The organism is Nocardioides sp. Z24_21, assembly GCF_058134345.1.
Genome location: NZ_JBYTTH010000001.1, coordinates 307,329 through 319,070 on the forward strand (window position 1 = coordinate 307,329; position 11,742 = coordinate 319,070).

At 73.3% G+C, this 11,742-nt stretch carries 12 protein-coding genes; 5 read left to right on the forward strand and 7 right to left on the reverse strand.

Annotation, left to right across the window (positions count from 1 at the left end; all coding sequences use genetic code 11):
- Positions 1-134 precede the first annotated feature (134 nt).
- Positions 135-695, reverse strand: coding sequence for a TetR/AcrR family transcriptional regulator (locus AC3X7Z_RS01500; protein ID WP_186340868.1), 561 nt, complete (start codon positions 693-695; stop codon positions 135-137).
- A gap of 110 nt (positions 696-805) precedes the next feature.
- On the opposite strand from AC3X7Z_RS01500, the gene AC3X7Z_RS01505 reads away from it, so the two are divergent.
- Genes AC3X7Z_RS01505 through AC3X7Z_RS01515 form a run of 3 tightly spaced genes read left to right on the forward strand, consistent with a single transcriptional unit; the run spans position 806 to position 2,782 of the window.
- Entirely contained in the window at positions 806-1,435 is a 630-nt protein-coding gene (locus AC3X7Z_RS01505) for a biotin transporter BioY (protein WP_489974770.1), read from the forward strand.
- Positions 1,436-1,469: 34 nt separating this feature from the next.
- Entirely contained in the window at positions 1,470-2,168 is a 699-nt protein-coding gene (locus tag AC3X7Z_RS01510) for an energy-coupling factor ABC transporter ATP-binding protein (protein ID WP_489974771.1), read from the forward strand.
- Complete coding sequence (locus tag AC3X7Z_RS01515; protein WP_241005144.1) at positions 2,165-2,782, forward strand: energy-coupling factor transporter transmembrane component T family protein; 618 nt, start codon at positions 2,165-2,167, stop codon at positions 2,780-2,782. The genes AC3X7Z_RS01510 and AC3X7Z_RS01515 overlap by 4 nt, the downstream gene beginning before the upstream one ends.
- On the opposite strand, the gene AC3X7Z_RS01520 is transcribed toward AC3X7Z_RS01515, so the two are convergent.
- The 3 genes from AC3X7Z_RS01520 to AC3X7Z_RS01530 are packed head-to-tail and all read right to left on the reverse strand — an operon-like array spanning position 2,783 to position 5,159.
- On the reverse strand, positions 2,783-3,166 hold the full coding sequence (locus tag AC3X7Z_RS01520) for a VOC family protein (protein WP_489974772.1): 384 nt from the start codon (positions 3,164-3,166) through the stop codon (positions 2,783-2,785).
- A gap of 10 nt (positions 3,167-3,176) precedes the next feature.
- Positions 3,177-4,568 carry an amidase gene (locus AC3X7Z_RS01525; protein ID WP_489974773.1) on the reverse strand — a complete coding sequence of 464 codons (1,392 nt, stop codon included), beginning with the start codon at positions 4,566-4,568 and terminating at the stop codon, positions 3,177-3,179.
- Positions 4,569-4,601: 33 nt separating this feature from the next.
- A complete protein-coding gene (locus AC3X7Z_RS01530; RefSeq protein WP_186340864.1) occupies positions 4,602-5,159 on the reverse strand; it encodes an NAD(P)H-dependent oxidoreductase in 558 nt (185 codons plus the stop codon).
- 72 nt (positions 5,160-5,231) lie between these two features.
- Here AC3X7Z_RS01530 and AC3X7Z_RS01535 point away from each other — a divergent pair, with 72 nt between their 5' ends.
- On the forward strand, positions 5,232-5,819 hold the full coding sequence (locus AC3X7Z_RS01535) for a TetR/AcrR family transcriptional regulator (RefSeq protein WP_241005145.1): 588 nt from the start codon (positions 5,232-5,234) through the stop codon (positions 5,817-5,819).
- Positions 5,820-5,838: 19 nt separating this feature from the next.
- On the opposite strand, the gene AC3X7Z_RS01540 is transcribed toward AC3X7Z_RS01535, so the two are convergent.
- Positions 5,839-6,561 (reverse strand): DUF305 domain-containing protein, encoded by a 723-nt coding sequence (locus AC3X7Z_RS01540; RefSeq protein WP_489974774.1) that lies wholly within the window; start codon positions 6,559-6,561, stop codon positions 5,839-5,841.
- 150 nt (positions 6,562-6,711) lie between these two features.
- On the opposite strand from AC3X7Z_RS01540, the gene AC3X7Z_RS01545 reads away from it, so the two are divergent.
- On the forward strand, positions 6,712-9,141 hold the full coding sequence (locus tag AC3X7Z_RS01545; protein WP_489974775.1) for an Ig-like domain repeat protein: 2,430 nt from the start codon (positions 6,712-6,714) through the stop codon (positions 9,139-9,141).
- Between the two features lie 89 nt (positions 9,142-9,230).
- Here AC3X7Z_RS01545 and cimA read toward each other — a convergent pair whose 3' ends face one another.
- Both cimA and AC3X7Z_RS01555 read right to left on the reverse strand, forming a co-directional pair.
- The gene (gene cimA / locus AC3X7Z_RS01550) at positions 9,231-10,823 is read right to left on the reverse strand and encodes a citramalate synthase (protein ID WP_489974776.1); all 1,593 of its coding nucleotides are present in this window, start codon (positions 10,821-10,823) and stop codon (positions 9,231-9,233) included.
- 269 nt (positions 10,824-11,092) lie between these two features.
- Positions 11,093-11,716: a DUF5709 domain-containing protein gene (locus AC3X7Z_RS01555; RefSeq protein ID WP_489974777.1), complete on the reverse strand. Its 624-nt coding sequence runs from the start codon at positions 11,714-11,716 to the stop codon at positions 11,093-11,095.
- Positions 11,717-11,742 lie beyond the last annotated feature (26 nt).

Here is an 11,742-nt window from a genome sequence, read left to right on the forward strand (position 1 = left end):
AGCGCAGCTCCCAGCTCCCAGCTCCCAGCTCCCAGCTCCCAGCTCCCAGCTCCCAGCTCCCAGCATGAGCACTAGACACGTCCCGTCCTCGCTAGGACACCCGGATCCGGGCCGTTGAGCGGGGACGTCCCCGCTCAAGCACCCCCGCGCAGCCGCGCCCGCAGGCCGTCGAGGAGCAGGTCGAGCCCGAGGTCGAAGTCGGGCAGCGAGTCGAGGGGGCGTTCGACCGCACCGAGGCTGACGGCCTGGCGGGCGGTCTGCTCCTCGAAGGCGTGGCCGAACACGTAGTGCACGAGCGCGTGGGAGGCGACGGGCACCAGCTCGGACGGGACGTCGGCGTCGGTGAGGACCTTCTCGAGCTCGGCGACCGGCGCCGCGGCGCCGAGGCCGAAGGCCCACACGGTCGCGACCACGTCGGCGCCGTCGGTGCAGGCGAGCATCGCCTCGCGCAGCTCGGAGCAGATCTCGCGCACCCGGTCGGGCCACTCCGAGGCGGTACGCGCTCGCGCACCGCGGGCGAGGATCTCGTCGGCCACCGCCGCCAGCAGCGCCTGCTTGCTCGGGAAGTGGTGGTAGATCGCGCTGGGCTGGACGTCGAGCTCGGCGCCGAGGCGCCGCATCGTGAGCGCCGCGAGCCCGTGGGCGTCGAGCAGGGCGACGGCGTGGTCGAGCACGTCGCTGCGCCTGTGGGCCACGCACCCTCCCGGTCCTGGACGTCGTTGACGGGCCGTCGGCGCCACCCTAGCCTGAACACCGTTCAGCCTGAACACCGTTCAGGTCCCCCGTCCAGCCGCCGAGGACCACCGTGCCCGCCTCCACCCCCGCCTCCACCCCCGACGCCGCGCCCGACATCGCGGTCCACGAGCGGCACGCCCGCTCCTCCCCCACCCGCGACATCGCGCTCGTCGCCGCGTTCGGGGCACTGATCTGCGCGAGTGCCTACATCGGCGCAGTCCCCGTCGGGAGCGCCGGCGTGCCGATCACCCTCCAGACGCTCACGGTGATGCTGGCCGGCTGCGTCCTCGGCCCGCTGCGCGGCTTCTCCGCCGTGATGCTCTACCTCGCACTGGGAGCCGTCGGCCTGCCGGTCTTCGCCGAGCACTCGTCGGGCATCGGCGTGTTCAGCGGCCCGAGCGGCGGCTACCTGATCGCGTTCCCGCTCGCCGCGGCGCTCGCCGGCTTCCTGGTGGAGTACGTCGCGCGCGAGCGCCGCACCCGGGCGATCGTCGTCTTCGCGTGCTCGTTCACCGCCGGCGCGCTGGTCGTCCACCTCCTCGGGATCCTCGGCATGATGCGCTTCTTCGACATCTCCTTCGCCGAGGCGGCCGCCTACGACGCGCCGTTCTGGATCGGTGACGTGGTGAAGACGTCACTGGTCGCGATGATCGCCGCCGAGGTGCACCGGGCGTTCCCGCAGCTGCTGCAGCGCGACTGACCGCGGACATCGGGACAGGACACCGGGACACGGCATGGCAACGATCCACTTCGACCGCGCGGGGGCGCGCGTGCCCCTGCCGGGGCGCGGCGAGCGCGAGATCCTGGCGCCGACGACCCTCGTGCTCACCGAGCGGCGGGTCGCCGTCATCGGGGCCAACGGCTCGGGCAAGTCCACGCTGGCACGCATGGTCAACGGGCTGGTCCGGCCCACCACCGGCCGGGTCACGGTCGACGGCCGCGACGTGGCACGCGAGGGCGCCGCCGTGCGGCGGCGGGTGGGGTTCTGCTTCACCGACCCGGCGGCCCAGCTGGTGATGCCGACGTGCGTGGAGGACGTCGAGCTGTCGCTGCGGCGCACCCTCAAGGACGCCGGCGCCCGGCGCGAGCGTGCGATGGTGGTGCTCGCGGCCAACGGCCTCGAGGCGCATGCGCACGACTCGGTCCACTCGCTCTCCGGCGGGCAGCGCCAGCTGCTCGCCCTCGCCGGGGTGCTCGCCCTCGAGCCGGCGGTGGTGGTCGCGGACGAGCCGACCACGCTGCTCGACCGCGCCAACACCCGGCGCGTCGGCGACGCCCTCCTCGCACTCGACCAGCAGCTGCTGCTCGTCACCCACGACCTCGATCTGGCCGCCAGGTGCGACCGGGTGCTGGTCGTCGACGCCGCTCGCGTGGTCGCCGACGGGGCGCCGCGCGAGGCCATCGCCCACTACACGGGCCTGGTCGACGCGTGAGCGACCTGATGGCCGGGCTGCACCAGCCCGGCGACACGTTCCTGCACCGGCTGCCCGTCGGGGCCAAGGTGCTGGGGCTCGCCGTGCTCAGTCTCGCCGTCGTCGCGGTGCGCGACGTCCGTGCCGCGCCGGTGTTCCTCGCCGTGACGCTCCTGCTCGCCGTCGTGGCGCGGGTGCCGCTGCGCTCGGTGTGGCGCGCGGCCCGGGGCGTGCTGCTGATCGCGGCGGTGGCCAGCGCGTTCCAGTGGTGGTGGTACGGCCCGGGCAAGGCCGTCGAGACCTTCCTCGACCTGCTGACGCTCGGTCTCGCCGCCCTCTCGCTGACCGCGACGACGACCGTCGACGCGATGGTCGACGCGCTCTCGCGGTGGGCACGGCCGCTGCGCGTCGTCGGCGTCGACCCCGACCGCGTCGCGCTCACCGTCGCGCTGACGATCGGCGCCCTTCCCGGCACGATCGCCGTCGCCCGCGAGACCCGGGACGCGGCGCGGGCGCGCGGCCTGGACCGCAGCCCCCGGGCCTACCTGTCCCCGTTCGTGATCCGCGTCGTCGCCCGCGCCCACGAGTCGGGCGACGCGCTGCACGCGCGCGGCATCGGCGACGAGCAGTCCTGATCAGGACCGCTGGTTGACGAACCAGCGGTGGCCGAAGGGATCGCGGAAGACGGCCACGCGGCCGGCCGGCGGACTGTCCTCGGGTCCGCGGTCGAGGGTCACGCCCGACCCGGTCACCCGTCGGCACAGCGCGTCGACGTCGTCGACCTCGAGGTGCAGCGAGACGGCAGCGCCGCGGGACGTGTCGGGCGCCGCGACGCCGGCCGAGTCGAACTCGTCCGACATCATCCAGCGACCGCCCCCGACGGCGAGCTCGACGTGGCCGACCCGCCCGTCCTCCATGACGATCGGCTCGACGACGACCTCCGAGCCCAGCACGTCGACGTACCACTGGATCGCGCGGCGTGCGTCGGCGACGCAGATGTACGGCGTCAGCTCACCCATACGCATCACTTCACCATCCGGGCGGACGCCTGTCCACCCATGGCGCGGCCGCCTCCACCTGGGCCGCGACCGCGAGGAGCAGCTCCTCCTCGGCGGGGCGCGCTGCCAGCATCACGCCGATCGGCAGCCCGTCGTCGGTCCAGTGCAGCGGCAGCGAGACGGCCGGCATGCCGGTCACGTTCCACGCGCTCGTCCACGGCGTGAACGCCTTCTGCCGGGCGAAGTCGCGCGCCGGGTCGGCGTCGTCGCGCAGCTCGCCGACCAGCGCCGGCGGCCGGGCGAGGGTGGGCGTGAGGACGACGTCGTACGGCGCGAGGGCCGCCAGCGCGGCGGCGGCGTGGCGACGCATCCGCCCGATCGCGAGGGCGAACTCGGGCCCGCTGACCGCGCGGCCGAGACCGGCAAGCCACCGTGTCAGCGGGCGCAGCCGGTCCTCGCGGCCGGGTGGGACGGGCGACAGGGCGGTGAGCACCGACCAGCAGGTCTCGAAGGCGGCCGTCGCCTCGAGCGGGATCGGCACCGGCACGTCCTCGACGTCGTGGCCCAGCGACGCCAGCAACCGCGAGGCGCCCTCCCAGGCCGCGACGCTCGCAGCGTGGACGTCGGTCTCCGCGATGACAGGGGTGATGAAGCGCGCGACCCGCAGCCGGCCGGGCTCACGGTCGCAGGCGTCGAGGAAGCTCCCGGACGGCGCGGGTGCCCAGTACGGGTCGCCGACCCGGCGACCCGCGAGCACGTCCAGCAGGGCGGCGGTGTCGCGGACGGTGCGCCCGAGGGTGCCGGGCGTGGCGAGCCCGGTGGGATCGCCGTAGTTCGGGGCGCCGCTGATGCGTCCCCGCGTCGGCTTGAGGCCCACGAGCCCGCAGCACGAGGCGGGGGTGCGGATCGAGCCGCCCCCGTCGGACCCCGGCGCGACGGGCAGCAGTCCGGCAGCCACCGCGGCGGCCGCACCCCCGGACGAGCCGCCGGCCGTGCGCGTGGGGTCCCACGGCGTCACGGCGGGCGGGGCGACGTCGGGCTCGGTGTAGCAGGGCGAGCCGAACTCCGGCGTGCTCGTCTTGCCCAGGCTCGGCATGCCGGCCGCCTCGACGGTGAGCACCAGGTCGTCGGAGGCGTCGGGCACGTGGTCGTCGTACGCCGCCGACCCGAAGGTGGTGCGCACACCCGCGGTGGGGTGCAGGTCCTTGATGCCGGTGGGCACGCCCCAGAGCGGGCCGGCGTCGGCGGGCCGGCCCTGCTCGGTCAGCCGGCGGGCGTGGTCGCGCGCCTGCTCGTGGGTGGGCGTGATGAAGGCGCCGACCCGATCGGCGCGTCCGGCGTAGTGCTCGACCAGCTCCAGCGGCGACACGTCACCCGTGCGTACGGCATCGCCCTGCTCGAGCGCGGTCAGGTCGTGCAGCACACCGTCGACCGTACCTGCGAGGCGCGGTCCGGGTCAGGCCGCGACCTCGACCTCGTGGGCGACGAGCGCGTCGAGGGCACCGAGGAAGCGCTGCACGGCGGCCTCGTCCTCCAGCGGGTCACCGTCGAGGGCGGGCTCGTCGACGACGATGCCCTCCACGACGACAGCGCCGGCGATGGTGGCGGAGTGGCGGGCGTGCTCGTGCGACCACTTGCCGCCGTAGGGCGTCGGGGTCGCGCCGATGGCGGCGAAGGGCTTGCCGACGATGGCGCCCTGGCCGTAGGGGCGCGAGAGCCAGTCGATGGCGTTGTTGAGCACGGCCGGCATCGTGCCGTTGTACTCCGGCGTCACGGCGAGCACGCGGTCGGCGCTGGCCACCGACTCGCGGAGCGCGGCGGCCGCGGCCGGGACCGAGTCGCCGTCGAGCTCCTCGTTGTAGAACGGGACGTCGGCGAGGCCCTCGACGACGTCGACGGTGACGCCGGCCGGGGCATGGTCGCGGAGGTGCTCGGCGATACGGCGGTTGAGGCTCCCGGCGCGGTAGGAGCCGAGGAGGACAGCGACGCGGGTCTGGGTGTCAGCGGTAGTCATACCGTCGTAAACGGACCACGGTCCGCTTACATTCCCGCCTGGCCGGACTTTCTCCGGTCCTAGGCTGTCGGGGTGACCCGCCCCCTGCCGATGGCCGACGCCCCGGTCCCCGAGCGGGCCGACGCGGCGCGCAACAGGCAGGCCATCCTCGCAGCGGCCCTGCGACTGGTGCGGACCCGGGGGGTCGAAGCCGTGACGATGGACACGGTCGCGGCGGAGGCGGGAGTCGGCAAGGGCACGCTGTTCCGGCGCTTCGAGAGCCGCGAGGGCCTGATGGGAGCGGTGCTCAACGAGTCGGAGACGGCCTGGCAGGCGAGCGTGATCTCCGGGCCTCCCCCGTTGGGTCCGGGCGCTCCCCCGATGGACCGGCTCATCGCGTTCGGCCACTCACGGCTGCGCGCCAACCTCGCCCACGCCGACCTCATCGCGGCGGCCGGCCAGCCGGGCGCCCGCTCGGCTGCGGCGATGTCCTTCGCCAACCTGCACGTGCGCCACCTGCTGCGCGAGCTCGGCGTCTCCGGCGACCTCCTGATGCTCGCCACGGCGCTCCTCGCCCCGCTGGAGATGGTGGTGCTCGACCAGCAGGTCGTGCGCGACAACATCTCGGTCGAACGCGTCGAGGCGGGCTGGGACGACCTGGTGCGCCGGGTCGTGGGCTGACGCCGCACGCCGGCCGCGCTCAGCCGTCGAGGGACGTCAGCTGGCGCTTCATCGACGCGACCTCGACGGCCTGGTCGGAGGCGATGTGGGTGGCCAGCTGGAACACCTCGGACTCCTGACCGCCGCTGCCATCGGCGAGGAGCGTCTCCACCATCACGATGGCGCCCTCGTGGTGGCGGATCATCAGCTGCAGGAAGAGCCGGTCGAAGTCGCGCCCCCGCGCATCGGCGAGCCGCTCCATCTGCTCGGGCGTGGCCATCCCCGGCATGCCGGCGTGGGTCGCGACCGCCCCATCGGCCTCGTCGCCGTGGTCGTCGTGCTGCTCGTCGTCCCCCGACCCGTGGTCGTCGGGGGTCTCGCCCGCTCCTTCGCCCCGGCGGGTCAGCCACCCCTCGAGCTGGGCGAGCTCCTCGACCTGTGAGACCTCGATGCGCTCGGCGAGGGTGAGGATGGCGCGCGTGCCGGTCCGGTCCGCCACCAGCGCGGTCATCTCGAGGGCCTGCGTGTGGTGCGGGACCATCTCCTCCACGAACGCCACGTCGGACGCGGTGTACGTCGGCACGGCGAGGCTCTCGACCTCCTCCGGCGACATGGTCTTCCCGGCCTCGCCCGGCGCGCCGAGCTGGACGACGGGCGCGCCCTGCTCGGTGTCGCGCGACGGCTCCTCGCCGGTGCATCCCGAGACACCCAGCGCCACCGCGACCGACACGACGACGGCTCCCACCCTGACCAGCGCGCTCATGTGGACTCCAGTTCCCCTCGAAAATGTCCGACCAAGGGATGGTGCGGCCGGCGCCGGTCGTCGCTACGTTTCTCGACATACTAGGTCGACCGGCCACGGCGCACGCCGCGGCCATCCGGGGCGACCGTCGTCGGAAGAAGGTCGCCACCCATGACGCCACCCATGACGCCGCCACGTCGCCCTCGTCGATTCCGCCGCCCGGCCCTCGCGGCGAGCCTCGCCGCGCTGGTCGCGGCGCTGCTGCCCGCCGCGGCCCAGGCAGCCGACGACCCCCGCATCGGGCTGGCTCCGGGCTACCTCCCCTGGAGCGAGGCCAGCAGCAACATCGAGCTGCTCGACAACAACCCCCGGGTCGCGCCGTTCGACGGAGCTCCGGGCGGTTCGAGCATCAACTCCGACCTCGCCTTCACCGGCGACCACGCCATCGTCGGCAACTACCTGGGCTTCCAGGTCTACGACGTGTCCGACCCCGCCGACCCCACCCTGAGCGGCTCGTTCGTGTGCCCCGGTGGGCAGGGTGACGTGAGCGTCTTCGGCGACCTGCTGTTCTTCTCGGTCGAGCAGACCTCGGCCCGCGTCGACTGCGGCTCCCAGGGAGTGACGGGCTCGGTGAGCCCCGAGCGGTTCCGCGGCGTCCGGATCTTCGACATCTCCGACCTCGCCGCCCCCGTCCAGGTGGGCGGCGTGCAGACCTGCCGCGGCTCGCACACGCACACGGTGGTCACCGACCCGGACGATCCCGACAACGTCTACCTCTACAACTCGGGCACCGCCGGCGTGCGGTCGGGCGATGAGCTCGCCGGCTGCGAGAGCGTCAACCCCAACACCACCACCGGCCCCGTCACGACCGGCAACCCGGCGCAGTGGCGCATCGACGTCATCAAGGTGCCGCTGGCCGCGCCCGAGGACGCCGCCATCGTCAGCCAGCCGCGGATCTTCACCGACCCCGCGACCGGCGCCTTCAACGGCCTGCAGAACACGCTCCCCGGCACCCCGCACCCGTCCGGCACCAACTACTCGCCGCTGCCCAACACCAACACCTGCCACGACATCACCGCCTACCCCGAGCTCGGCCTCGCGGCCGGCGCGTGCCAGGGCAACGGCATCCTGCTCGACATCACCGACCCGGTGAACCCCGAGCGCATCGACGCGGTGTCCGACCCCAACTTCGCCTACTGGCACTCGGCCACGATCAACAACGACGGCACCAAGGTGATCTTCACCGACGAGTGGGGCGGCGGCTCGGGCGCACGCTGCCGCGAGAGCGACAAGCCCGAGTGGGGTGCCGACGCGATCTTCGACATCGTCGACGGGAAGATGGCGTTCCGCAGCTACTACAAGCTGCCGGCGCCGCAGACCGCGCAGGAGAACTGCGTGGCCCACAACGGCTCGCTCGTCCCGGTCCCGGGCCGCGACATCATGGTCCAGGCCTGGTACCAGGGCGGCCTGTCGGTCATCGACTTCACCGACTCAGCCAACCCGGTCGAGCTCGCCTTCTACGACCGCGGGCCGGTCAACACCCCCAACCCCACCGGCCTCAACCTCGCCGGCTACTGGTCGACCTACTGGTACAACGGCCACGTCTTCGGCTCGGAGATCGGGCGCGGCTTCGACGCCCTGGCGTTCACCCCGAGCGACCTGCTCTCGGCCAACGAGATCGCCGCCGCCGGCGAATCGGTCGTCGAGGAGTTCAACGCCCAGCACCAGACGCCGCTGCGCTGGGCCCCGAGCTTCAACGTGGCCGGCTCCTACCTCGACCAGGCCGCCCGGTCGGGCGCGCTGGCCGGGGAGACCCTGACGGCCGTCACCGAGAGCTTCGGCACCGCCCGTGAGCTGTCCGCGCAGGGGGCCTCCTCGGCGCCCCTGGTCCGCTACCACCTCGACGCGGCGCGCCGGTCTCTCGGCGACAACGTCGAGCAGGTCCGGGCCCGGCGTGCCATCACCGAGCTGCGCGACAGCCTGCCGTGCGACGCCGGTTGCAAGCTGCCCACCAAGGTCGGCGCCGCCCACTCCCCCGAGCCGTCCAGCTTCGGACAGGCGTCGACGACGACGGTCACGGTCGACCGCGTCGGCACCGAGGGCGCCCTGCCCACGGGCAGCGTCGTGGTGACCGACAAGGCCGGCAAGCAGCTCGGCAAGGCCACCCTGGCTCGGGGCACCGCGGCCGTGGGCCTGCCCGCCGACCTCCCGGTGGGCACCCACACCCTGACCGCGGCCTACGCGGGCGACGACACCAACGCCGCCTCGTCGGCGACGTTCACCGCCACCGTCACCGCCGCGACGCCGACCGGGAAGGTCGCCTCCCGGACGAAGGTCACGGTCAAGCCGAAGAAGCCGCGCGTCAAGCGGGACTTCAGCGTCGTGGTGACGGTGAAGTCCCGCGGTGCCGATGCGACCGGGAAGGTGGTGGTCCGGGTCGACGGCACGTTGGTGAAGACCGCCCGGCTCTCCGACGGTCGGGTCGTCGTCAAGGTGAGGAAGAACCTCGCGGTCGGCGCGCACACGGTGTCGGCGAGCTTCGGCGGGTCCGACGCCGTGAGGAAGAGCCGCAACACCGTGAGGTTCCGGGTCGTGCGCTGACCCGGACGCGCAGCTGACGCACCAGCACGAGGCCCCGGCGGAGGAATCCGCCGGGGCCTCGTGCGTGCGGGCAGGTGCCCGCGGCCTGATCAGCGGTGGTGCCGGCGCAGACCGAAGGTGAGCCCGTCGACCAGCGCGCCCCACGACGCCTCGATGACGTTGGCACCGACGCCGACGGTGACCCACGACGACTCGCCGTCGGTGGTCTCGATGAGCACCCGCGTGATCGCGTCGGTGCCGTGGCCTTGGTCGAGGATGCGCACCTTGTAGTCGATCAGCTCGAACTTCGCGACCTCCGGGAAGGCTTGCCCGATCGCCTCGCGCAGGGCGGCGTCGAGGGCGTTGACCGGACCGTTGCCCTCGCCCGTGACGACGTATCGCACCCCCTCCGAGCACAGCTTGACCGTCGCCTCCGAGATCGCCTCGCCGTCGGTGCGGGTCTCGGTGATGACGCGCCACGACTCGACGTCGAAGTAGGACGGGCGTGCGCCCTCGACCTCCTCGGCGAGCAGCAGCTCGAAGGACGCGTCGGCGGCCTCGAAGGTGTAGCCGCGCTGCTCGAGCTGCTTGACCCGGTCGGTGACGCGGGTGACCAGCTCCCTCATCTCCGGCGAGCCGTCGGACAGGTCGTAGCCGAGCTCGCGCCCCTTGAGCTCGATGGACGCGCGCCCGGCCATGTCGGAGACGAGCAGGCGCATGTCGTTGCCGACGACCATCGGGTCGAGGTGCTGGTAGAGGTCGGGGTCGACCTTGATCGCGCTGGCGTGCAGCCCTGCCTTGTGCGCGAACGCCGACGTGCCGACGTAGGGCTGGCGCGAGGCCGGCGGCACGTTGGTGACCTCGGCGACCGCGTGCGCGATGCGGGTGGCCTCGCGCAGCAGGCCCTGGGGCAGCACGGCGCGGTCCAGCTTGAGCTCGAGGTTGGCCACGACGGTGACGAGGTCGGCGTTGCCGGTGCGCTCGCCGTAGCCGTTGATGCAGCCCTGCACGTGCGTCGCGCCGGCCGCGACCGCCGCGAGCGAGTTGGCCACGGCGCAGCCGCTGTCGTTGTGGGCGTGGATGCCGACGCGCGCACCGGTGGTCTCGATGACGTCGAGCACCACGTCGGAGACCCAGTCGGGCAGCATGCCGCCGTTGGTGTCGCACAGCGCGACCACCTCGGCGCCCGCCTCGGCGGCCGTGCGCAGCACCTCGAGGGCGTAGTCGCGGTTGGCGCGGTAGCCGTCGAAGAAGTGCTCGGCGTCGAGGAACACCGTCTGGCCCTCGGCGCGCAGGTGGCTGACCGTGTCGCGCACCATCGCGAGGTTCTCCTCGAGCGTGGTGCGCAGGGCGAGCTCGACGTGCCGGTCGTGCGACTTCGCGACCAGGGTGACCACGCCCGCGCCCGAGTCGCGCAGGGCCGCGACGAGCGGGTCGTCGGCGGCGCGTACGCCCGCCCGGCGGGTGGCGCCGAACGCCGCGAGCCGCGCGTGGCGCAGGTCGAGCTCCTCGCGGGCCCGGCGGAAGAACTCGGTGTCCTTGGGGTTGGCGCCCGGCCAGCCGCCCTCGATGTACCCCACGCCCAGGCCGTCGAGCTGCTTGGCGATGCTCAGCTTGTCGGCGACGGAGAGGTTGAGGCCCTCCTGCTGGGCGCCGTCGCGCAGGGTGGTGTCGTAGACGTGGAACGAGCCGTGCAGGTCCATCGGAGGTCTCTCGGTCGGTGCGGTCGGGGCAGAAAAAAACCTCCTGGGGTGCAGGAGGTGGGCGCGGCGGGTGTTCCCGTCGCGCTAGGCAATGATGATGGTGCGGGTGCTCATGCCGCCATGGTGCCACCGATGCCCGGGCGTGAGAACGGCGTCTCGGCATCCGGCCCATCGCGAGGGCAGGGCCGAGATCGCGACGCCGAATGCGGGCGTGCGAGAGCCCCGGACCGCCGGGTCCGGGGCTCTCGGGGTCGTTCACCCGGGGTCGCTCACTCGGGGCGGGTGAGCTCCTCGTCCACGACCTCGCCGTCGAGCAGGTCCGAGTCGGCGGCGGCCGGGTCGTCTATGACCGGGTCGATGACGTGGACCGCGGCCTCCTCGGCACCGGCCGCGGCACCGTCGATGCCCACGTCCTCGGCGCCGAGGTCCTTCTCCGTGTCCGTACGCACGCCCTCGTCCTCGGCCACGAGACGTCCCGCCCGCTCCCCCGTCGCCGTCTCCACGTCGGCCTGGACGGCCTCGCCGTCGGTCGAGTCCTCCGCCACGAGCGGCGCCAGCTCGCCCCGCTCGGCCTCCTCGGCTGCCTGCTCGTACGGGTCGGGCTCGACGACCTCCTGCTCCACCCGCTGGTCCAGCGACTCGCCCATGCTCTCCTCGAGCGGGGTGTTGCCGTAGCCCTGCGCCGCGGACCACTTCTCCGGCGGCGAGTAGCCCTCGTCCAGCGGCTCGGCCAGGCCCCGGTCGTCGACCAGGCTGTCGCCCTCACCCTGCGGCTGGTTCTCGTCGTCGACGCTGTAGCCGTGGTAGCTCTCGTTGTCGGTGGTGTCCCCGGTGACGTCGACCGCGGGATCGGTGCCGATCTCGGTGCCGATGTCGGGCTGGTCGGAGCTCATCAGTCCTCCTGCTGTCGGTGGGTGAA